Consider the following 20,427-nt stretch of genomic DNA (forward strand, 5'->3'; position numbering starts at 1 on the left):
CCGCTGGTGTACCAGTTGTCTCGCCAGAGGCATCGCTGGGTAGCTATGTACGGAGGGGATAAGCGCTGAAAGCATCTAAGCGTGAAGCCCCCCTCAAGATGAGATTTCCCAATTAGTAAGACCCCTTGTAGACGACGAGGTTGATAGGTTCGAGGTGGAAGTGCAGCAATGCATGCAGCTGACGAATACTAATCGGTCGAGGGCTTAACCAAAGTACCCAAGAAAGTGAAGAGAAGCTCTGTAGCTGATTCCGAATACTTTCTTGGGGCCCGGAACAAAACCGGTTAACAAATATTCACACTTTACGCAAGTTTCGTATCTAGTTTTCAAGGAATAAATCCTTGATCGTTTGGTGATGATGGCGGAGGGGACCCACGCGTTCCCATCTCGAACACGACCGTTAAGCCCTCCAGCGTCGATGGTACTTGAACCGAAGGGTTCTGGGAGAGTAGAACGTTGCCAAGCGAACGCCCACTCGGTGGGTATTTTTTTCGAGTTTCGGGGCCATAGCTCAGCTGGGAGAGCGCCTGCCTTGCAAGCAGGAGGTCAGCGGTTCGATCCCGCTTGGCTCCATCACGTTCCCTGATAGCTCAGTTGGTAGAGCACTCGACTGTTAATCGAGTTGTCACAGGTTCGAGTCCTGTTCGGGGAGCCACTTTCATAATAGGTCAGGCTATATTTGGAGAGGTGTCCGAGCTGGCCGAAGGAGCACGATTGGAAATCGTGTAGGCGTCACAAGCGTCTCGAGGGTTCGAATCCCTCTCTCTCCGCCACTTTACCCCAAAAAGTGAAGTGATGCGTTGTAGTGTATTCCCAATTACTTTCCGGGGACTCACAACAAAATATCAAGGCCCGTTGGTCAAGGGGTTAAGACACCTCCCTTTCACGGAGGTAACAGGGGTTCGAATCCCCTACGGGTCATTTACACATGGAGGCTTAGCTCAGCTGGGAGAGCATCTGCCTTACAAGCAGAGGGTCGGCGGTTCGATCCCGTCAGCCTCCACCATAGATCCCAAAAAAGTGAAGCAAAGCTTTGTAGCAACGCCGATTACTTTTTCGGGGGCCCATAGAACAATTTTTCAATGACGCGGGGTGGAGCAGCCCGGTAGCTCGTCGGGCTCATAACCCGAAGGCCGCAGGTTCAAATCCTGCCCCCGCAACCAACCTCCTAAAGAGGAAGATGTAATTCTAGTGTGGAGCCGTGGTGTAGAGGCCTAACATGCCTGCCTGTCACGCAGGAGACCGCGGGTTCGAATCCCGTCGGCTCCGCCATTATACCCCCAAAAGTGAAGCTAAGCTTTGCAGTCATTTCCGATTACTTTTCGGGGAACCCGTATTTAGCAATTTTTTAAGGCTCGGTAGCTCAGTCGGTAGAGCAGAGGACTGAAAATCCTCGTGTCGGCGGTTCGATTCCGTCCCGAGCCATCACTTCACACTAAAAAGTGAAGAAGATTAACCAAATACGCCGTTGTAGCTCAACTGGTAGAGCAACTGACTTGTAATCAGTAGGTTGGGGGTTCAAGTCCTCTCGACGGCACCACTTCCCAAATCGGGGATTCCGGTAAGGGTTCATTTGGAGGCTTAGTGAAGTGGCTAAACACGGCAGACTGTAAATCTGCTCTCTCAGAGTTCGGTGGTTCGAATCCATCAGCCTCCACCACTTTCCAAAACGATGTTCATGAATTATGGCGGTCGTGGCGAAGGGGTTAACGCACTGGTCTGTGGCTCCAGCATTCGTGGGTTCAAGTCCCATCGATCGCCCCACTATTTTCTCAGATGTTGGGGATTAGCCAAGCGGTAAGGCAACGGACTTTGACTCCGTCATGCCAAGGTTCGAATCCTTGATCCCCAGTTTTATAACCCCACAAAGTGAAGATAAGCTCTGAAGCGAATTCCTATTACTTTGCGGGGACCCCATCATAATAGCATGAGCCATTAGCTCAGTTGGTAGAGCACCTGACTTTTAATCAGGGTGTCGTAGGTTCGAGTCCTACATGGCTCACCATTTGCCTTATTTACAGTGTGCGCGTATGGCGGAATTGGCAGACGCACTAGACTTAGGATCTAGCGGGAGACCGTGGGGGTTCAAGTCCCTCTACGCGCATCACACCCCCATAAAGTAATTCGTTGATTTATGGGGACCCTATTATGCGGAAGTGGCTCAGGGGTAGAGCATCGCCTTGCCAAGGCGAGGGTCGCGGGTTCGAATCCCGTCTTCCGCTTTGCTTTTTTTTGGCGCTATAGCCAAGTGGTAAGGCAGAGCTCTGCAAAAGCTTTATCCCCAGTTCGAATCTGGGTAGTGCCTTAGTACCCTAAGCAAGCCGGAGTGGCGGAATCGGCAGACGCACAGGACTTAAAATCCTGCGGTAGGTGACTACCGTACCGGTTCAAGTCCGGTCTTCGGCATCAACCAACTTTATAATGTGTGCCCTTAGCTCAGCCGGATAGAGCGTTTGACTACGAATCAAAAGGTCGGGAGTTCGAATCTCTCAGGGCACGCCACCTAAGCCGGCGTGGCGGAATGGCAGACGCGCTCGACTCAAAATCGAGTGGGAAACCGTGGAGGTTCGAGTCCTCTCGCCGGTATTAACGGGACGTAGCTCAGCTTGGTAGAGCACCTGCTTTGGGAGCAGGGGGTCGCATGTTCAAATCGTGTCGTCCCGATCCAATGAAGATCGTTTTTGAAACAAGTATCATCCATACAGCGAATAGCTGTTTGGATAATACTTGTTTTTTAGTTTTTACGGATAATACTTGACGCTCGTAAAAAAGACCCCGGAAAATGCAAAAAAGATCGCCAACCACCTAGCCGATTTGGCTTGAGGGGGCAATCTTTTGTAATTAAGAACTAGTTTGCACGCACATCTTGTCCGCTTTGCGCAACGCTGCGTGAAACGGATCCGGTAAGTCTTTGTGGCGGGAACACTTGGCGAACCGGAGCGATGATAAGAGCCGCAACGGCTGCTTTAATCGCATCGCCTGGGAGGTATGGATAGCAGCCGGCGATCATGGCTTTGGAGAAAGTAAGGGTAGGTACTTTGTACATGAGCCAAGGTACTCCTGATACATAAAGAAGTAGAGAGCCAAAAATTTCGAGAACGACGAATGCTGCGATATAACCCATAATGCCATTCATGCGAATACGGGGTAGAATAAGTCCGATAAGCAGCGCTGAAAAAGGAAACATCAGAATAAACCCGCCTGTTGGCCCTAAAACGACGGTTAGTCCTCCTGTCCCGTGAAGCAGCGGGAAGCCGATCGCTGTCAAGATAACGACAAGGGCCATACTAAGGAATCCGTATCGAGCGCCAAGTAAGCCCCCCGCGAGCATGACAGCAAGCGTTTGTAAGGTGATTGGAACATGACCCATAGGTATACTAACAAAGCTGAATAAAACTAAAATGGCTGCAAATAAGGCACTAAATACAATCCCCCGAAGAGTTAGTTTCATGTTGTTCATCTCTCCTGTTTCTGTTATTGTTAATTTATTGTCAACTTAATAACGAGCTTCAGGTTGACAATTGAGATCATAGCATATCTTTTGAGAAAGTGAAAGGAAATTTTACATATGCACCAAAAAACATTATTGGCAGCTTTGCGGCAAGCGTCAGTTGTTTATAGAACGGATGCGGAGCAAGGAAGGCAAGTTTGGTCCGACATTACAATCGACATATTTGAAGGGGAATGGATCGTCGTTACCGGTCCTAATGGCAGTGGTAAAAGCACGCTGGCCAGCGTGTTGCTGGGCTTATGTCCGCTGTCCGGAGGGCAGCTTGTCCGTGAGCAAAGAAAGCGTATGCTAACCCGCGGCGTTCTGCAAATACCGGAGGCTCAGTTCGTCGGGGATACGGTGGAGGAAGAGCTGCAACATGTGCCGGGTACACAGTATCTAACACATGACGAGCGAGCTGCGTTTTATCAAGAGGCGCTTCAGAGTGTGGGTCTGTCGATCCCGCTGAACCGTACACTAAATACGTTGTCGGGGGGGCAAAAGCAGCTGGTGAATATTGCCGCTGCGCTTGCAGCCAAACCAGCCATGCTCGTATTGGACGAGCCAACGGCGATGCTGGATCCCGCCGCAAGGCAAGAGGTGATTCGTACGGTGCGCCAGGCACATAAGCAGGGGATGACGATTGTATGGATCACGCACCGATTGGAGGAAGCGGCTGAAGCGAGCCGCGTTATTGCTTTTGGTGGCGGACGGATTGCTTTTGACGGGGCGCCGGTGACGTTTTTTTACGGGGAAGGGGATGATAGGGCAGAAGGTTCAACACCTTGTTCAAGGTTAGGACTAGAACCACCGTTTGTTGTACAGACCGCTTGGGCCCTGATGGCAAAAGGTCTCCAGCTTCACCGTCTGCCGTTAAATGCAGATGAATTGGCAGAGGCGGTGTCTAGCTTATGACGATCGAACTGGAACATTTAAGCGTATGCGCCTCTGATGACCAACATCATGAATTACTTAAGGACATTAATCTTAAATTGCATAATGGAACGGTAACACTATTAATTGGACATACAGGTTCGGGGAAATCTACGCTGCTGCAGGTGTTGGCGGGTATTTTGCAGCCCTCGTCGGGTAAAATAATGTTAGATGAGCAGCCACTGTGGCTGAAGGGGAAAGTGGACCGAGCCCACTTGCTACGCCTAGGGCTGACCTTCCAATTCCCCGAGCAGCAGCTATTCGCAGGTAGCATCCGCCGCGAATTCGCCTATTCGCTACGCCCCTATGGGCTAGGGGCGCAGGAGCGCGAGCGGCGCATACAGGCCGCTCGCGAAGACTTCGATCCACATGGCGTTTTCGCCATGGATCGATCGCCTTTTGCGCTTAGCGGCGGCGAGCAGCGCCGCCTCGCGCTTGCAACAACGTTCGCCGCTGCGCCGGATTGGCTCCTCATGGATGAGCCGACTGCCGGCTTAGAGGCGGCAGCCGTCCGCGAATTGCTGCGCCTCATTCGCGGGCGCGAGCGTGGCGGCTTCGTGATCGCCACGCATGATTTGGACACGTTCTTCCCGCTGGCGGACCGTGTCATCGTGATGGACCACGGCGCGATTGTCGCCGACGGCGCGCCGGCAGATCTTTGCCGCGAGCCGGAGCTGCTCGCGCGCGCGGGCGTCGGGCTCCCGAGCTGCGCTGAGGTTGCGCAGTCGCTCGCCGGGCGCGGTATCGCTATCGCGCCTGACCGGCTCACGCCGCAGCTCGCCGCGGAAGCGATCGAGGAAGCGCTGCTCGTACGCGCGGCAAGCGCCGGACGTGGCTTAGAGCGGTCCGCACCGCCGCTTGCGGGCGCGGGCTCGCACGTCGGCGGGCGCGCAGCTGAGCCGGCACCGGCGCCCGCGGCTGTAGAGGCCTCCGCCCAGCAGGCACAGCGCAAGCAGGCCGCTTGGCTGCGGCTGGACCCGCGGGCGAAGTGGCTGCTCTACCTGCTGCTCGTCATCGGGACGATGCTGCAGCAGCAGTGGGTCGGCCTCGCCGCGGCGGCCGTGCCCGTCGCGCTTGGCTTTATCGGGATCCCGCGATCCGTCCTGCGCGGTGGGGTGAAGATCGTGTGGCCATTTCTCATTTTCATGGCCATGTCAGTCTTTCTAGCCGGTATTCAATATACAGCGACAAGTGCCCATCTCCCGATTGGCTTTTCGGTAGAGCGAGCTTGGAGTACGATGTTAAATGTGACGCGCCTTTTTGTAGTCGTCATAGCCGGCTATTGGCTGGCTGCAACCACGCCTTATGGCCAATTGGTCCAGGGACTCAACTGGGCGCTGCAATATTTCAAAAAAGCTAAGTTGCCTGTCGATTCCTTCGCCCTGGCTGTCTCTTTGATTTTTCGGTTTATTCCGCTCATTTTAAGTGAATGGCAGCGGTTCTCCACGATTGTAAGGGCACGCGGCAAAGCTGCGCTGCGCCCCGGCACGGTACGCGCTCGCGATATACCGGCCTTGGTCGTTCCGCTTTTGCTCTCTATGTTTTATAAGGCTGAAGAAATGACAGTAGCGATGGAGATGAAGAAGGTAGACGGAAAGCTGCTCTCGCTTAAGAGCAATTTGTTAAGATGGCAGCGCGCGGATACGGTCCTCGTTATCGGGGGCGTTGTTTGTTTTGTCCTATTAGTAGTTATTCGAAAATAACGGGAGTAATGGGTGGGAGTCCTCCTGAGTAATATATTTGCTACTTTTTGAGAGCAGTCCTTAACCGGACTGCTCTTTCATTTCACCTGCCCAATCGACAAGCTGACCCTGTAATTGCCATACTGCAGGACTTGATCAAGAAGGCTGCTGAGCTCCAGCGAAGAATCGACGCGGACACGCATCCAATAGCAGCCTTCGCCGCTAACGCGGTGCGTCTCAACGATCTGCCGGTTCTGCAGAACAAAAGTTTGAAACGGCTGGAAAGCCGTGTTCGATTTCATGAAAACGGTCACGAACGCCTGCACGGTTAGTCCGATTTTATCGGGATTCCAGCGCAGTGTGTAACCTTCAATGAGTCCAATATCCTGCATTTTTCTAATGCGTGCTCCGACCGCCTGTCCTGTTAGATGGACGAGTTCCCCGATCTGTTTGTGGGGACGGGTGGCATCCTCCAGCAAGTTCTCCAAAATACGCAGGTCGATCTCGTCGATTGCCGTAGTGCTCATAGTTGTTAATTTCCTTTCATGATGAAAATGAAAGCCAATATTTCGTTTCAGCAAGTTGTATACGTGCCGGTCAGCTTTTTTTACAATTGTAGCAGATCGATAACTTACCGTTAAGAGGTGCTTTGAATATGAAAATTCAACTCATTCGTCACGCTACTCTTTGGCTGGAATACGCAGGTACAACTTTCTTGATTGACCCTATGTTTAGCGAAGCTGGGGCAAATCCACCGATTCCAGGCTCGTCAAATGAACGGCGTAATCCGCTTGTTCCTATGCCGGGATCCATGCATGGTTGGCTGCAGCCTGACGCCATAGTGGTGACCCACCTGCATCGCGATCATTGGGATGATGCGGCGGCAGCTGCATTGCCTAAAGCGACCCCGATCTTTTGCCAGCCCGGAGATGAGAACACTTTCTCCTCACAAGGATTTACGAGTGTATCGGCAATCACAACGATGATCCAAACAAAAAATATTCGAATCAGCCGCACAAGCGGACAGCATGGGACAGGGGACATCGGCGAGAAGATGGGGCGCGTATCCGGCTTCGTGTTTCAAGCGGATGGCGAGCCGACTCTTTATCTCGCGGGAGATACGATTTGGTGCAACGATGTAGAGCAGGCGCTTGACATCTATCGCCCTGACGTAAGTATCGTAAACGCTGGCGGCGCACGATTTGCGGTCGGCGATCCGATCACGATGGAGGCGGATGATATCATTCAGGTGTGTAAATACGCGCCTTATACGCAAATCGTGGCAGTCCACATGGACTCGATCAATCATTGTCTTTTGACCAGAGAAGATTTAAAAATCCGATTAGCCGAAGCAGGACTTCTGGATCAAGTCGCTATTCCAAAGGATGGCGAACGGGTTTAAGGATTCGTTTGTACTAGCAACATTTTGAGAACAAGCTCCGCGTATACTATACTGTTGTTAAGACCAATGTTGGCGGTGGTGAACCGATGGAACCTGAGTATACGGTGTATGAGCAGCAAACGATAAAGCAGTTGAAGCGATGGGAGATCAAGCTTCATAAAGCGCCAGGGATGATTGAGAAAGCGTCAAAATCCGTTCAAACGCGCATCAATAACCTCATTCCGGACAAAGTCCACAAGACGATAACGGCAACGGTCAAAGGCATCGTGCAGACCACTCTGTTCGGGATGGATTACATGCCGAAGAATGAGCCGCTTCGAGATGCAACACTTGCTGAAAGTGATACAAGAGCAGAGGAACTACTCTCTCTATATAAAAAAATTGCGGCAGCCGAAGGCGCAGGCACTGGTGCGGGCGGTATTTTGCTCGGCTTGGCGGACTTTCCGATTTTAATTGGTATCAAGATGAAATTTCTGTTTGAATTGGCGCACGCGTACGGCTATTCCACCAGAGATTACCGCGAGCGCCTGTTCATACTCTATGTTTTTCAGCTTGCCTTCTCCAGCCCGAACAAAAAGCCAAGTCTCTTTGACACGATTCGCAATTGGAACAAAGTTGCTAGCGCCCTACCTCCTGCGGCGTCCTACATGGATCAGGTCGATTGGCAGCAGCTTCAGCAGGAATACCGCGATACGATCGATTTTCGTAAAATGCTCCAGCTCATTCCCGGCATCGGGGCGGTAGTAGGCGCTTGGGCGAACTACGGCCTGCTGGAGGAGCTTGGCGCAACTGGCATGAACTGCTTCCGCATGCGCAGGCTAAGCGATAAGTCGGATCAACGTTTGAAAGAGCTTTAATTGAAAATTCCGCTTTTTTTTCATCATTTGGACATGAATTCGTCATATTTATAGTGATTTCTTGTGAAAAAAAGAATATGATAGAAGTGAGTCGTTGTCGATCAACAACTCGTTTCACCCTAGTAAGTGATTTTTTTCACAATCATGTTAGAAAGAGAAAAAATCGGAGGAGAGGATTTTCATGAGTAAACCGAAAGTGGTTATTCTAGGCGCAGGTTATGGCGGGCTTGTCACTACGATCAGGCTTCAGAAGCAAATCAGGTCCGGCGAGCTGGATGTGATACTTGTGAACAAGCATGATTATCATTACATCACCACGCATCTGCATATGCCGGCGGCGGGTACCGACCATCATGATAATGCCCGCGTCGAGATTTCAGAGCTGATCGACGAGCGCAAAGTGCGCTTCGTGAAATCGACTGTAAAGCAGATTTTACCTCAAGAAAAGAAGGTTGTTTTGAGTGATGAAATCCTCTCCTACGATTACTTGGTTGTAGGGTTGGGAAGCGAGACCGAGACGTTCGGTATCCCGGGTATGAAAGAATATGCAATGTCGATTAAGAGCATTAATAGCGTCCGATTCATCCGTCAACACATTGAATATATGTTTGCGAAATATAAAATGCAGCCGCACCGCAAGGATTATCTTACGTTCGTGGTCGGAGGCGCAGGATTCACAGGCACGGAGTTTGTCGGAGAACTGGCGGACCGCATTCCTGTACTGAGCAGAACCTATGATGTCGATCCGGCGATGGTCAAAATCTTTAATGTCGAAGCATCCCCATCGGCACTGCCTCCAGGTTTACCGAGCGACCTCGTCGAATATGGGATGGACGTAATGCGCCGCAAAGGCGTACAGTACAAATTAGCGGCACCCATTAAGGAATGCACATCGGAGGGCGTAATTCTAGGCAACGGAGAGTTCATTCGTTCGGCGACGGTTATTTGGTCGGGCGGCATACGCGGCAACTCGCTTTTGGAACAAGCCGGGTTTGATGTACAGCGCGGACGTGTGAAAGTCGACACTTACCTGCGCTCGTTCCAGTATCCCGAAGTATTCATCACAGGGGACTGTTCCATCGTCATGGACCGGGACGGCTCTCCATATCCGGCTAATGCCCAGATTGCTGTGCAGCAAGGCTACAATGCCGCAAGGAACCTCATTTCTGCAGTTCGTAACAAGCCACTCAAGCCATTTGTATATGATTACAAAGGGACAGTAGCCTCTTTAGGAAGAGGGGAAGCGGTCGGCTTGCTAAAGGTGAAAAAAGTCAAAGGCAAGTTCGCTGCGTTATTGAAAAAAGTGATCGATGCCCGTTATCTGTTCCTGATCGGCGGCATACCGCTTGTTTGGAAAAAGATGATTTTCAAACAAAAAGCAACGACGCGGAATCATCACGTTTCGGGTTGAATTAACAAAGGCTGCCGATCTGGCAGCCTTTACCTTTTACCTTAACTTTCGCAGGCACTTCACCATACGGGACGAAGCCGGGGAGGGAGTTCTCCCTCGTTCGTGCTGCGAATCATTTGATCCAAATCCGATTTCAACTGCACTAAACGCTCAGCGCCGATGAGAGCTGCCCATCGTTGTTCGATTACCGCGTAGATGGCTTCTCTGGCTCGAATGAGCGCCCACCCTCGTTCTGTAAGCACGACGATCTTTCCTCTGCCGTCTTGCGGATGGGGGTGGCGGGCGACGTAACCGTGTTTTTCCAAGTAGTCGATCATTTGGCTGACGGCTTGTTTGGTGATGCCCATATGCTCAACGATTTCCATGCCGGTAGCGCCATCGGGATTGATACGTTGGAATAGGAAGCCGTGCGCAGGGCGAATATCTTCGAACCCAAGCTTGTCCAATTGTTCATGAAGCTCTTGAATAATACCGCTGAAAGCAAGCGATAGAAGGGCAGGCAGATCATGGTTATATGGAGATGATTTAGACATTAAACATGCTCCTTCCGGAGATGAAAGTAGCTTCATTATACGATTGATGAATGAATAAAATCAATAAATATAGTCAATTGAATTGACTACAACCGGAAAATTGCTTATCATTAAATGGTCAATTGAATTGACTATAATAATATTTGGGAGGCAACGAGGAGATGAAGTCTATAGAAACCAATGTTGGAATTGTACATTCTTTTATTGAGAGCTTTTGGAATGCGGGAAATATGGAGATGGTTGAGCACATGCTCACCGAAGACTATGTGGATCATGCTTACATCCCTGGCAATCGAGAAGGCCTTTTGAATACGGCACAAGTTTTACATACCGCATTCCCTGACCAACGTTCCGACGTGAAGCAAATGATCGCACAAGATGACCGAGTCGTCGTCAGATTGACGATGCGTGGGACTCACCAGGGGACTTTCCGTGGAACGGAAGCGACGCATAATCCCATTGAGGTGAATCTATACCGTGAATATCGGCTCGTCGATGGGAAAATTGCGGAACATTGGGCGCTATTCGATACGGCTGCGCTGTTACGACAAATAGGTGCTGAGTTGAATGAGCACAATGCTTGTAAGATCAAAAAGGATTAATGAGAAGGCCAATCGGACAAAGATAGCGTCGTCGCAAAAGCCGCAGGTTGACTTTTTATATAACCTCTTTAATAATGTGGGGAGAAACCGAGGTGATTAGTGATGGCAAAGAAAAAATGGTCGGCCGCAGCTCCGGAAGCCAACGCTCAAGATAAACCGGCAACACTTAAAGATCTGCTGAGCCCGGAAGTCTTGAATAAGCTCAAATCACAGTCCGATGCGATGAAAGCCGAGGAGCAAGCGCGTAAGGAAGCCGCCAGAGAGCAGGCGGAGGCCGCGCGCAAAGCGGAAGAGAAGCGGTTGGAAAATGATTTCGGACATTTGCTGAGCAAGAGCAACCTTGATTGGCGCAAGCATAAATAAAAGAACGAACAGGATGGAGCGTCCTGTTCGTTCTTTTATTTTCGCTGAGCGGCTGCATTGGATTTCGTCCAACCATTCGATCGTGATCTTATTAGCGCTTTTTCATTTCAAAAAACTCACACGCGCTGCGATCATAATAGGTCAGATCACTGACATGGGTCTGGACGACAACAGTCGTCTCGCTAAAGCGTAATATGACGGCATTCGAATCCACGATATGATCGTCCTTAAAGATACGGACGCTTGCGTGCCGGTCAATTGCTTCCTGAAAATCAACGTCGGTTATTAATCGGTGGTTTCGAGCCATGATTCCAATCCCCTTACTTGTATGAAATGCTCCTCTCATTGTACCACACGTTGCGTTTAGGGATTAACAAGCTGCTTTTCGAATCCGGATAGACCTTCTTTGGTAAGCCGATATAGACGAATCATGGATATATCGCCTAGTTGGAATGTGGCTTCTACTAAGCCTGCTTTCGTGATGTTAACCGAAGGGGCATTAAGTAAATGATTTAAATCTATGGACTCAGCGCGATCCTCGGCCCATCTGTATAAAGTGGTCTGGGGTACGGTGCCTACGCTGTTCACGATTTCATTCAATCCATCGTGATCCACATCCTGCTCGTAAGGATAGCCTGATTCAACATGCAGAAGAGGCTGTGGAATGTCGTTCTCCATGTCGATATACATGGTCATGTATCCTGCGGATGCGCCGATAGCCCCTGATATTTTAATCGTCTGTTTCTGAAAAATCATCATGCTCTGAACTTGAAGGGCGTCATTCCCTTGATAATTGTAGCCAGCGACGGGACCAAGGTCGTAAGAGATCTTTTTCCAAACCAGTGCGCCATGTAAAAATTCCGTATCTTTCTTTTGTTTGTAGACAATGACTTTCGTATCTATTGCGCCAAGAATGGCCGGTAGAGCTGCTTCTTTGATAATTTGATCCAGATCAGGCAACCCATTAATGAGAACTTGGAAAGGTCTTACATCAGGGACTGTTTGCCAATAAAGAGGCAATAAGCCTTCATGAATAGGAGGTGCGGTAGGCCCGGAGGTCGATAGATGTTCGGCAAGTGCAACTGTTTGGGGACTTGAGCTTGGTTTCGAACTGATATCGGAAGTTGGGGGTATTGATTCAGTACGTTGGCATCCTGCTGTCAGGAGCAAGATTCCTATAGCCAAACGTATATTATTGGGTTTCATGGCGTTCACTCCGCGTCTTGTTTGATCTACTTTTATTGACGTAAATGGATTGGAATCCGTTTAAAATAATCAGAATATTTACGCGAACCGGCGCCCAGACCTCCGCATACACTGTAGCACAATCGCTGTATGTGTAGAGAGGATGAGTGATTCCCGATGGACATTCAATTATTGCCGATTCATTGGGTATATCTGGTGTTTATTGGCTTTATTCTCGCGCTGCTGATCAAAAGGCGCGATACGACGATGATCTGTGTTGTCGGTATATTCGCGCTCGGTCTGCTTGCAACGGAGACGCTTAGCGGCTCGGTATCCGGTATTTTTAACAGCTTTATTTATGCAACCAAAGAACTGATGGGCACGATCATGATTATTTCGATAATCGTAGCCATGAGTCGCGTCTTAATTCGAACAGGTATTAACGAAACGATGGTTGCGCCCCTGACCCGCTTTCTGAGAACGCCTTCATTGGCGTTTTGGGGTATCGGTATCATTATGTTGGTAACGTCGTTCTTCTTCTGGCCGTCTCCAGGTGTGGCGCTGATCGGCGCCGTGCTGCTGCCCGTTGCGGTTCGTGTCGGTTTGCCTGCGCTTGGCGCTGCGATGGCCATGAACCTGTTCGGACACGGCATCGCGCTCTCAGGTGACTACATTATTCAAGGGGCGCCAAAGCTCACTGCAGACGCGGCCGGCTTACCAGTCACCGCTGTGATGGAGGCTAGCGTTCCTCTCGTTATTGTGATGGGGCTTGTAACGACAATTACGGCCTTCTGGATGATGCGGAGGGACATGAAGAACGGGAAGTGGCGGGATGGTCTCGTTACAAGCGGCTCAGGCGGGACACTGACATCAGGTATCAACGACAAAGATACAAAAGTCATGCTGGCTCCAAATGTTAGGAAATGGCTCGCCGTAATCATTCCGCTGCTATTCGCTGCCGACGTCATCGCGATGTTCGTTCTTGACCTGCAGGGCGGTGACGCGACTGCACTGGTCGGAGGAACAGCGGTTTTCATTCTGATCGCCGTTACCTTGCTGGCTCACCGTAATAAGGGTCTGGAGCAAACGACATCCTATCTCATCGAAGGCTTCGTATTCGGCTTCAAAGTATTCGGTCCCGTCATTCCGATCGCAGCGTTCTTCTATCTAGGCGACTCCGCCTTTGTGGAGCTGTTCGGCAAAGTGCTGCCGCAAGGTTCGCACGGGATCGTCAACGACCTCGGCGTCGCGCTGGCCGATATCGTGCCGCTGAACGGCGCGGTCGGAGCGGTGACGTTAACCGTCACCGGCGCGATTACGGGGCTCGATGGCTCCGGCTTCTCCGGCATCTCCCTCGCGGGCTCAGTTGCGCAATTATTCGCAACCGCGATCGGTTCCGGCGCGGCCACATTGACCGCGCTCGGGCAAGTTGCCGCCATCTGGGTCGGCGGCGGCACATTGATCCCGTGGGCGCTCATTCCCGCAGCGGCCATTTGCGGCGTGAGTCCGTTCGAGTTGGCGAGACGGAATCTCAAGCCGGTGCTCATCGGCCTCGCCGTCACGACGATCGTGGCGATGTTCTTGGTGTAGTTCGTACGCGAATAACCCGTTACTGCCTGGAAGTTCAGGGCGGTGATGGGCTTTTGCTTTTTATGGAAAACTTTTACAAGGAAATCGCGTCTATTGTATATAGACTTATGCCATAACGAAAGGAGCGAAATCGTTGAAAAAGTATTTCATCGGCGCTTTGTTTTTACGTTAAGTTTGGCCACGGTTGCATTCGAACGCATTCAAGCATTTATTTTCCCCGCTAAAAAGGAGATGCTTCTCTAATGAAATCTCTGCTTCGAATACTGCTTACAACCGTTCTGCTCTCGGTTATAGCTGTTCCATTAGGAGCGGCTGCATCGGTGCAGCCTTTTGTCGACCCGACCAATCCGGACGGGAACCTGATTTTCGACCAAAACGTGACATCCGCCGTTTATCAAGGAGAAGATGGATTCTATTTCCGTACGGCCTATACGTTTGCCGACGGCTCGGTCGGTGTATTTGCGACAAATACACTGGAGCGGCCTCTTCCGCCTGATGATAACGAGGTTGTAACTCCTGAAAAGTTGTGGAAGACGCTTCCTAACGATCAATTATATCGTTTCGATCAAGAGGGGAGATTGCTTGAGCGGATCATGATCCCAGCAGGCATTGAGCATCCTTATCAGCTCAAAGGTCCAAGAAATATCGCCAGAAGCAGCAACGGTACATACTGGGCCATTCGACAAGGGACGTTCTCTGATAAGATTTGCAGCAATAGAGCCGGATGCGGTATAAGAGATTTGCTTTCTCATGAAATCTTTAGTTTTGATGCCAAGGGTACGACGCGAACTATCGATGTTAATGACTTTTTACCTGAAGTAACGACACCGATAATCTCCAATATCACATTAAATAACGATAAGCTCTTGGTCTTTATTGGTGATAAAGTTCTTATCTTCGATGCTCTAAACGGAACCCTCCTTGGTAAGGTTGTTAACGGAATGCCATATGAAAGTCCCGTTCCGCTTCGCGATGGAGGAATTGGTTTCTTTAACGGACAAGAAGGCAAGCTGTATAAGTTTTCCGGGTCTTTTCCAGATACATTGACACCGGAGAAGGCAAACAGCATTTTGGACATTTCTGACATAAATCCGGTGTTAAAGCCCATGAATCATTCAATTCTTTCGATTGTTGGTACAGATCAACTTGCGTATGACAACCAAGGTATTACCACAGTCTTGCAACCGGATAAGGCAGAGCCTGTCATCACTCAAGTCGTGCAGCCTTTCTTGTTCGCCTCTTACTGCGTCAATTGTCCGAAACAGCTATTTTCCAAACTTTTAAGCGGAACGAAGCAGTTGTTAATCAGTGAATCTTCGATTCAAGCGCAGGATTTGCATCCAATTCGTGCTACAATGAATGGAGAGCTTATTGTACTGAATTCCCCCGTTTACTATGATCAAAACGACGGGCATGTATGGCTTCCTCTTAGGGAAACAGCTGAAGCCATAGGTGCTAAAGTTGATTACGATAGGGAGAATCGATCGATTAGCTTGAAACGGGGCGGTCTTGAGGCTATCATTCATCAGGACCGGCCGGAGATTGAAATGAAAACCATGATCAACTACGGCAAAGCCTATGTCAGTATCCGTGCGTTAGCTGAGCTTCTCGGTATTGAGATCACATGGAATCAAACGACATACACGGTAGAGCTGGCAAAGCGATAGAAGGGTTGGATTACGATGGAAGCCAGATTCTGCATGTCCTGCGGGGCGGCACTAGAGACTCGAGATGTGGATGGAACTTTACGGAGAGCTTGCACCGTGTGCAGCTTTGTGCACTGGGGCAATTATAGCGTCGGTGTGGGCGCCCTTGTCATGCGCGAAGGCAAAATGCTGCTCGTACGCAGGGCGCAGGAGCCGGGCAAAGGCAGATGGACGAATCCCGGCGGGTATATCGAGCAGCACGAGCTGATCCACAATACGATTCAGCGGGAAGTGATGGAGGAAACCGGAGTCGAAGCTGTCGTGAAAAGGGTTGTGGCTTTACGCGATTTGCCAAGGAATATACATAATCTATACGTTGCTTTTGAGATGGATTATGTGAGCGGCGAGCCTGTGCCAGATGGCGTAGAGGTCGATGCGGCCGGATTCTACAGCCTTGAAGAGATACAGTCGATGAATGTCGCCGATTTCACGCGTTGGCTCATTGATGTAGCCATGCACGCGGATGACGCTGGATTGGTCACGGACGAAAACCCCATCGTTCCGATGGAAGGGTACGGATTATACCGTGTGCCTGACTCCCGGGCCGTTGCGAAATGAGATGAAGTCCCCTAGCGCCTCATGAAGAGGCTAGGGGACTTTCATTCTCCTATTGCTTCATATTCTTTATAAAATCCCACCCGCCGGTAATGGAAGTTCCTTTCGTTCCTTTGGCGGTGGTCGGCGTGTAGCTCATTTTGATGCCGCCAACACTTAACGTGATCGTTTCGTAGGCATCACTAAATTCATAGGAGGAGATTTGAACCGAACTTAGATCAATGGTCAGTAAAGCTGTCGGCTGCTGCGTGCCGCTTACGAAGACAATCTGGCCTTTGCTAATATTTTTCCCAGCCGCCGTATTTAAAAATAAAGGAATGGATGCTGAGTCTAACGACTTGGTAACCGTAAAGCTCTCCAGAATGGCTTTGCCGGCGCCTGCCCCGCTGCCAGAAGATGAGCTCCCCTTATTAGCTGCGTTGAATTGAACACTGGAAAGCTGTATCCATTTTTCGTAGTTTTTAACTGTAGAATCGCCTTGAATCCCATCCAAATTCAAATAAACATCAAATGTATGCTCTGGTGCGGAGTTCGTTGCTGCAGAAGCGGGAACTATAGAAAACGTAAGCGCTAACAAAAAGGCGGCAAGCGTGATAATGAAACGATTTTTCAATGCTTTCATGGTATTCACTCCTTATCTGAATTGATACAATTCGTATCACGGAATCAGTATAGCTGGAATCCAATGCTTTGTATATATACTCACCTCCGAAATTCAAGAAATTATTATATATTGATTTACTGCGCCATAATCCTCTACAGTAAGTAAATACATAATGACTTTATACAAAAGGGGAAATGACTATGACGATCGGACTTCGCGGCCATCATCTGTTTTGTTTGTTAGGCTATCGGGGGATGGGATATTCCAAAGAATTTTGTGAAAATATGACCTCCGTCTACGAAACACTGCGTAGTAAACCGGATACGATAATCCGAATCGTGTTGGGACCCGATGATCTTTGTGCGGCCTATCCGGCTGATCAGGTGTCGCATTGCGAAGGGAGAACGGTGTATCAGAGGGATGCCGAGATTGTAGAGAAGCTTGGTCTGCAAGTAGGGATGGAGCTTAGCTGGGCTGATATATGCAATCAAGTTGCGGAGCGCGTTGCGCCTGGTGACATCGGCCATCTTTGTGCAACTTGCCGCTGGCAGCCTTACGGCGTTTGCGAGGAAGGGGTTCGTATCATTGTCGACGGAGGGTCGCTGCCGCCGGTTCCAAGTAAACAAAAAGACCCGCGCTTAAACACAAACGCGGATCCTCTTTAATCATATCAGCACACCAACATCCGAACCGGACTCCATCTTTTCTTCCGGCGAAGTCAGCACATTTGCCACCATCAGCCATTCATCCATTGGCTGTAGCAGCGAGCGGAGCGCATAGGGATCTTTCATCTCCGGCTGCAACCAGAGGTCGGCTTGTTCTTGGTCCAGAATTGCCGGCATTCTGCCGTGATAAGGCAAGACGAGCGGGTTCGCTTCCGTCATCAACATCATGCAGGTGCGCAGCTCCTCGTCGCCGGACGGGGAACGCCACACATCATATAGACCGGCAATGCCGAACGTGCCGCTGCGCATTTTGAATTTAATCCACTTCGTTTCTTTGCCCTCTGTGCGGCTAACATAAAACCCGCTGCAAGGAATGATACAGCGCTGCTTGCTCACAATACGCCTAAAGACTTCATTCCTGAAAATCGAATCGCGGTCACCGCATACGGCTTCTTTCGCCCAGAAGGGCATCAGACCCCAACGAAATTCATCAAGGAGCCGTTCTCCCTTTTTATTCACAACTACAGCGGAAAGGGATTCTGTCGGACGAACCTCGTAACGGTTGGAGCTATAGGACAACAGACGATCAATTTGAAATTGTTTGACCAGCTCGGATACATCGGCAAGTATCGAAATCGAAGTACACATGGGCTACCACCTCTTTTGATTTTGGCTATTATTTGCCTAATCCGCCAAAATCATGTATGAGGTGGCAAGGTCGTCTGGCTAGCAGGTCAAATGACCAGCAGCTTGGTCATAGTTTCCATCATTTCTTGCTCGTGAAACGGTTTGGGGATGAAGTCTTTGGCCCCCGCATGGATCGCTTCGATAATCAATGACTGCTGCTCCAAAGCGGAGCACATAACGACTTTGGCTCCAGGATCGAATTCTTTGATTTTTCTCAGCACGTCAATGCCATTCATGTCCGGCATATTTAAATCCATCGTAGTAAGAACAGGTTTGTTATCCCGATATTTATGAATGGCCTCGGCTCCATTGGAAGCTTCAAGCACATCGTAGCCCATTTTGTTAATAATTTGTCGCAAAATCCCTCTAAGACTTTTGACGTGATCCACAACGAGAATCTTCGGTGTCATAGTGCTCCCTCCTGTTCTACTATATGATTTCGGAGAGAAGTGAAGATTTTTTTAGTGTTTTATTCTGGAAGTTCATTCCGCCGTATAAGAATGAATTCTATTTTTGCCATTTCGTTTGGCCATAGAGAATTGCATCAGATTGTCAGATTGACGATAAAGGCTGTCGTCGTTATAATTAAAGACAAAATCAGTCTATGATTGCAGGTGAACAACTTGAAATACACAAAAGCTACCAATTACGCCTTGCATACAATGGTCTATTTGGCTGCAGTACCTACAGGAAAGGTAATCGGAGTTCGATCTCTGGCCGAATTACAAAGCTTATCCCCGACGTTTTTATCCAAGATTTTAACCAAGCTGGTGAAAGCGGGTCTTATTGAATCAGCTCCCGGCGTCAATGGAGGCTACAAGCTCTCCAAAAGCAAATATGAGATATCGTTTCTTGATATCATTGATGCGATTGAAGGGGCGGCCTCTTTGTTCTCCTGTACTTCCGAACATCAAGATTGTTTGATCCAAGGTGTCATGTGCGATGCGGAACATGCTTTGGAGCAATATTTAAAGGGGCGTACAATTGCAGAACTTGCTGAACGGGTTGGTGAACAATTAACTGCATTTATGAAAAAGGAGACGATGTAGCATGATGTTAGATTGCGCCATTATTGGCGGAGGACCGGCCGGTTTAAATGCAGCACTTGTTTTAGGAAGAGCTAGACGTAACGTGATTTTGTTCGATGATAATAAGCCCAGGAATGCAGTGACGCAGGAGTCACATGGGTTTATTACGAGAGATGGCGTGAAACCAAGCGAATTCCGGGCCATTGCCCATCAAGATATTGCCAAATATCCTTCGGTGCAGTTTCGTGGCGGGAGAGTCGCTCAAGTGATCAAGCAAGGTGAGGATGGGAGGGCGTTTCAACTTGTAACGGATTCCGGAGAGATTTATCATGCCAAGAACCTCCTTCTCGCAACAGGCTTGAAAGAGATTTTACCTGAAGTGCCAGGGATACGAGACTATTACGGCAAAAGTGTATTCAACTGTCCGTATTGCGACGGTTGGGAATTGAGAGACAAGCCGCTGGTTATTTTCTCTGAGAATCAACATACCATTCATTTGGCTAAAACCTTGTATAACTGGACTAAGGACGTTGTCATTTGCACGAATGGCAAGAGTGATGTCCTGACGCCGGAGCACAAAGCAGTTCTTGCTGCCAAGCAGTTCCGTTTCTATGAACAGAAAATCGCCTCCTTGCATGGAACGAACGGAATGTTAGAGAAGGTGGTCTTCGAGGATGGTTCCGAAGTGTTAAGGGAAGGCGGTTTTACTACGGTCGGATGGACCCAGGCAACTGCATTTGCCGAGACATTGGGGCTTGAGCTTAACCCTCTTCAAGGCATAGTGATAGACGTACTAGGCAGAACGAATGTTAAGGGCGTATACGCTGCAGGCGATATGTCCGTTAGCGGACCGGCACAGCTTATTAACGCTGCAGCGGAAGGAAGCCGGGCTGCCGCAGGCGTCAACACGGATTTGACCGAAGCGGACTTTAGTTAACCTTGTCGTATAAATATGAAAGAGCTGGTTCTCAGGTATAACTGGATCCAGCTCTTTTTTAACCACATAAGAAAGTATAAGTTTTCGGTTCCCGAAAACCGCTTTCTTATTGGCGATAAAAACTTCCACTAAACGCTGTCGCACATCTTTGAATGTACGTCGATAGACGTTTTTCTCACATTGTAGAATTCATGTTG

General features: G+C 49.6%; 21 protein-coding genes, 20 tRNA genes and 2 rRNA genes. 35 read left to right on the forward strand and 8 right to left on the reverse strand.

Annotated features, from left to right (window positions below; all coding sequences use genetic code 11):
- The 22 genes from ICC18_RS04570 to ICC18_RS04675 all read left to right on the forward strand — a co-directional run.
- Positions 1-212: ribosomal RNA gene (locus ICC18_RS04570) — 23S ribosomal RNA — on the forward strand; the annotation flags it as partial.
- Between the two features lie 136 nt (positions 213-348).
- A 5S ribosomal RNA gene (gene rrf / locus ICC18_RS04575) occupies positions 349-465 on the forward strand.
- Between the two features lie 35 nt (positions 466-500).
- Positions 501-573: transfer RNA gene (locus tag ICC18_RS04580), tRNA-Ala, on the forward strand.
- 6 nt (positions 574-579) lie between these two features.
- Positions 580-655, forward strand: a tRNA-Asn gene (locus ICC18_RS04585).
- A gap of 26 nt (positions 656-681) precedes the next feature.
- Positions 682-773, forward strand: a tRNA-Ser gene (locus ICC18_RS04590).
- 76 nt (positions 774-849) lie between these two features.
- Positions 850-921, forward strand: a tRNA-Glu gene (locus ICC18_RS04595).
- A 9-nt stretch (positions 922-930) separates the two neighbouring features.
- Positions 931-1,006: transfer RNA gene (locus ICC18_RS04600), tRNA-Val, on the forward strand.
- A gap of 80 nt (positions 1,007-1,086) precedes the next feature.
- Positions 1,087-1,163, forward strand: a tRNA-Met gene (locus ICC18_RS04605).
- 32 nt (positions 1,164-1,195) lie between these two features.
- A tRNA-Asp gene (locus ICC18_RS04610) sits at positions 1,196-1,272 on the forward strand.
- A gap of 80 nt (positions 1,273-1,352) precedes the next feature.
- Positions 1,353-1,425, forward strand: a tRNA-Phe gene (locus ICC18_RS04615).
- A gap of 39 nt (positions 1,426-1,464) precedes the next feature.
- A tRNA-Thr gene (locus tag ICC18_RS04620) sits at positions 1,465-1,540 on the forward strand.
- Between the two features lie 35 nt (positions 1,541-1,575).
- Positions 1,576-1,660: transfer RNA gene (locus ICC18_RS04625), tRNA-Tyr, on the forward strand.
- A 28-nt stretch (positions 1,661-1,688) separates the two neighbouring features.
- A tRNA-His gene (locus ICC18_RS04630) sits at positions 1,689-1,764 on the forward strand.
- 16 nt (positions 1,765-1,780) lie between these two features.
- Positions 1,781-1,852 (forward strand) — tRNA-Gln (locus ICC18_RS04635).
- A 77-nt stretch (positions 1,853-1,929) separates the two neighbouring features.
- A tRNA-Lys gene (locus tag ICC18_RS04640) sits at positions 1,930-2,005 on the forward strand.
- A gap of 19 nt (positions 2,006-2,024) precedes the next feature.
- A tRNA-Leu gene (locus ICC18_RS04645) sits at positions 2,025-2,104 on the forward strand.
- A 46-nt stretch (positions 2,105-2,150) separates the two neighbouring features.
- Positions 2,151-2,222 (forward strand) — tRNA-Gly (locus ICC18_RS04650).
- 12 nt (positions 2,223-2,234) lie between these two features.
- Positions 2,235-2,305 (forward strand) — tRNA-Cys (locus tag ICC18_RS04655).
- Positions 2,306-2,320: 15 nt separating this feature from the next.
- Positions 2,321-2,406, forward strand: a tRNA-Leu gene (locus tag ICC18_RS04660).
- A gap of 19 nt (positions 2,407-2,425) precedes the next feature.
- Positions 2,426-2,502: transfer RNA gene (locus tag ICC18_RS04665), tRNA-Arg, on the forward strand.
- A gap of 5 nt (positions 2,503-2,507) precedes the next feature.
- A tRNA-Leu gene (locus ICC18_RS04670) sits at positions 2,508-2,586 on the forward strand.
- A gap of 4 nt (positions 2,587-2,590) precedes the next feature.
- Positions 2,591-2,664: transfer RNA gene (locus tag ICC18_RS04675), tRNA-Pro, on the forward strand.
- 184 nt (positions 2,665-2,848) lie between these two features.
- Here the strand turns inward: ICC18_RS04675 and ICC18_RS04680 are convergent.
- Positions 2,849-3,451: a biotin transporter BioY gene (locus tag ICC18_RS04680; RefSeq protein WP_188173233.1), complete on the reverse strand. Its 603-nt coding sequence runs from the start codon at positions 3,449-3,451 to the stop codon at positions 2,849-2,851.
- Between the two features lie 117 nt (positions 3,452-3,568).
- Between ICC18_RS04680 and ICC18_RS04685 the strand changes: the two genes are divergently transcribed.
- Together ICC18_RS04685 and ICC18_RS04690 are read left to right on the forward strand one after the other, a co-directional pair.
- The gene (locus tag ICC18_RS04685; RefSeq protein WP_188173234.1) at positions 3,569-4,405 is read left to right on the forward strand and encodes an ATP-binding cassette domain-containing protein; all 837 of its coding nucleotides are present in this window, start codon (positions 3,569-3,571) and stop codon (positions 4,403-4,405) included.
- Positions 4,402-6,126 carry an ATP-binding cassette domain-containing protein gene (locus ICC18_RS04690; RefSeq protein ID WP_188173235.1) on the forward strand — a complete coding sequence of 575 codons (1,725 nt, stop codon included), beginning with the start codon at positions 4,402-4,404 and terminating at the stop codon, positions 6,124-6,126. Before ICC18_RS04685 ends, ICC18_RS04690 begins: the two co-directional genes overlap by 4 nt.
- Positions 6,127-6,203: 77 nt before the next feature.
- Here the strand turns inward: ICC18_RS04690 and ICC18_RS04695 are convergent, their stop codons facing one another.
- A complete protein-coding gene (locus tag ICC18_RS04695) occupies positions 6,204-6,632 on the reverse strand; it encodes an Lrp/AsnC family transcriptional regulator (RefSeq protein ID WP_188173236.1) in 429 nt (142 codons plus the stop codon).
- A gap of 128 nt (positions 6,633-6,760) precedes the next feature.
- Here ICC18_RS04695 and ICC18_RS04700 point away from each other — a divergent pair, with 128 nt between their 5' ends.
- The 3 genes from ICC18_RS04700 to ICC18_RS04710 all read left to right on the forward strand — a co-directional run bounded on the left by ICC18_RS04700 (position 6,761) and on the right by ICC18_RS04710 (position 9,775).
- Positions 6,761-7,507 (forward strand): MBL fold metallo-hydrolase, encoded by a 747-nt coding sequence (locus tag ICC18_RS04700; protein WP_188173237.1) that lies wholly within the window; start codon positions 6,761-6,763, stop codon positions 7,505-7,507.
- 86 nt (positions 7,508-7,593) lie between these two features.
- Positions 7,594-8,364 (forward strand): EcsC family protein, encoded by a 771-nt coding sequence (locus tag ICC18_RS04705; protein ID WP_188173238.1) that lies wholly within the window; start codon positions 7,594-7,596, stop codon positions 8,362-8,364.
- A 181-nt stretch (positions 8,365-8,545) separates the two neighbouring features.
- Positions 8,546-9,775 (forward strand): NAD(P)/FAD-dependent oxidoreductase, encoded by a 1,230-nt coding sequence (locus ICC18_RS04710; RefSeq protein ID WP_188173239.1) that lies wholly within the window; start codon positions 8,546-8,548, stop codon positions 9,773-9,775.
- Positions 9,776-9,834: 59 nt separating this feature from the next.
- Here ICC18_RS04710 and ICC18_RS04715 read toward each other — a convergent pair whose 3' ends face one another.
- A complete protein-coding gene (locus ICC18_RS04715) occupies positions 9,835-10,308 on the reverse strand; it encodes a MarR family winged helix-turn-helix transcriptional regulator (protein WP_188173240.1) in 474 nt (157 codons plus the stop codon).
- A 161-nt stretch (positions 10,309-10,469) separates the two neighbouring features.
- On the opposite strand from ICC18_RS04715, the gene ICC18_RS04720 reads away from it, so the two are divergent.
- Both ICC18_RS04720 and ICC18_RS04725 read left to right on the forward strand, forming a co-directional pair.
- The gene (locus ICC18_RS04720) at positions 10,470-10,910 is read left to right on the forward strand and encodes an ester cyclase (protein ID WP_188173241.1); all 441 of its coding nucleotides are present in this window, start codon (positions 10,470-10,472) and stop codon (positions 10,908-10,910) included.
- A 102-nt stretch (positions 10,911-11,012) separates the two neighbouring features.
- Positions 11,013-11,273, forward strand: coding sequence for a YqkE family protein (locus tag ICC18_RS04725; RefSeq protein ID WP_188173242.1), 261 nt, complete (start codon positions 11,013-11,015; stop codon positions 11,271-11,273).
- Between the two features lie 91 nt (positions 11,274-11,364).
- On the opposite strand, the gene ICC18_RS04730 is transcribed toward ICC18_RS04725, so the two are convergent.
- Together ICC18_RS04730 and ICC18_RS04735 are read right to left on the reverse strand one after the other, a co-directional pair.
- Positions 11,365-11,580 (reverse strand): hypothetical protein, encoded by a 216-nt coding sequence (locus ICC18_RS04730; RefSeq protein ID WP_188173243.1) that lies wholly within the window; start codon positions 11,578-11,580, stop codon positions 11,365-11,367.
- 56 nt (positions 11,581-11,636) lie between these two features.
- The gene (locus ICC18_RS04735) at positions 11,637-12,479 is read right to left on the reverse strand and encodes a hypothetical protein (protein WP_188173244.1); all 843 of its coding nucleotides are present in this window, start codon (positions 12,477-12,479) and stop codon (positions 11,637-11,639) included.
- Between the two features lie 156 nt (positions 12,480-12,635).
- On the opposite strand from ICC18_RS04735, the gene ICC18_RS04740 reads away from it, so the two are divergent.
- The 3 genes from ICC18_RS04740 (at position 12,636) to ICC18_RS04750 (ending at position 16,312) form a co-directional block, all read left to right on the forward strand.
- On the forward strand, positions 12,636-14,048 hold the full coding sequence (locus ICC18_RS04740; protein ID WP_188173245.1) for a hypothetical protein: 1,413 nt from the start codon (positions 12,636-12,638) through the stop codon (positions 14,046-14,048).
- A 242-nt stretch (positions 14,049-14,290) separates the two neighbouring features.
- Positions 14,291-15,715, forward strand: a complete 1,425-nt coding sequence (locus ICC18_RS04745) for a copper amine oxidase N-terminal domain-containing protein (protein WP_188173936.1) — start codon at positions 14,291-14,293, stop codon at positions 15,713-15,715.
- A gap of 15 nt (positions 15,716-15,730) precedes the next feature.
- Entirely contained in the window at positions 15,731-16,312 is a 582-nt protein-coding gene (locus ICC18_RS04750; protein WP_188173246.1) for an NUDIX hydrolase, read from the forward strand.
- A gap of 49 nt (positions 16,313-16,361) precedes the next feature.
- On the opposite strand, the gene ICC18_RS04755 is transcribed toward ICC18_RS04750, so the two are convergent.
- Positions 16,362-16,931 carry an Hcp family type VI secretion system effector gene (locus ICC18_RS04755; RefSeq protein ID WP_188173247.1) on the reverse strand — a complete coding sequence of 190 codons (570 nt, stop codon included), beginning with the start codon at positions 16,929-16,931 and terminating at the stop codon, positions 16,362-16,364.
- A gap of 182 nt (positions 16,932-17,113) precedes the next feature.
- Between ICC18_RS04755 and ICC18_RS04760 the strand changes: the two genes are divergently transcribed.
- Positions 17,114-17,578, forward strand: a complete 465-nt coding sequence (locus ICC18_RS04760) for a DUF1284 domain-containing protein (protein ID WP_188173248.1) — start codon at positions 17,114-17,116, stop codon at positions 17,576-17,578.
- Here the strand turns inward: ICC18_RS04760 and ICC18_RS04765 are convergent, their stop codons facing one another.
- Both ICC18_RS04765 and ICC18_RS04770 read right to left on the reverse strand, forming a co-directional pair.
- Entirely contained in the window at positions 17,579-18,226 is a 648-nt protein-coding gene (locus ICC18_RS04765; protein ID WP_188173249.1) for an SOS response-associated peptidase, read from the reverse strand.
- An 86-nt stretch (positions 18,227-18,312) separates the two neighbouring features.
- Entirely contained in the window at positions 18,313-18,675 is a 363-nt protein-coding gene (locus tag ICC18_RS04770) for a response regulator (protein WP_188173250.1), read from the reverse strand.
- A gap of 213 nt (positions 18,676-18,888) precedes the next feature.
- On the opposite strand from ICC18_RS04770, the gene ICC18_RS04775 reads away from it, so the two are divergent.
- Positions 18,889-19,314, forward strand: a complete 426-nt coding sequence (locus tag ICC18_RS04775) for an RrF2 family transcriptional regulator (RefSeq protein WP_188173251.1) — start codon at positions 18,889-18,891, stop codon at positions 19,312-19,314.
- Position 19,315: 1 nt separating this feature from the next.
- Positions 19,316-20,230 (forward strand): NAD(P)/FAD-dependent oxidoreductase, encoded by a 915-nt coding sequence (locus tag ICC18_RS04780; RefSeq protein WP_188173252.1) that lies wholly within the window; start codon positions 19,316-19,318, stop codon positions 20,228-20,230.
- Positions 20,231-20,427: the final 197 nt, after the last annotated feature.

It is taken from the genome of Paenibacillus sedimenti, assembly GCF_014534655.1.
Classification (GTDB): domain Bacteria; phylum Bacillota; class Bacilli; order Paenibacillales; family NBRC-103111; genus Paenibacillus_E; species Paenibacillus_E sedimenti.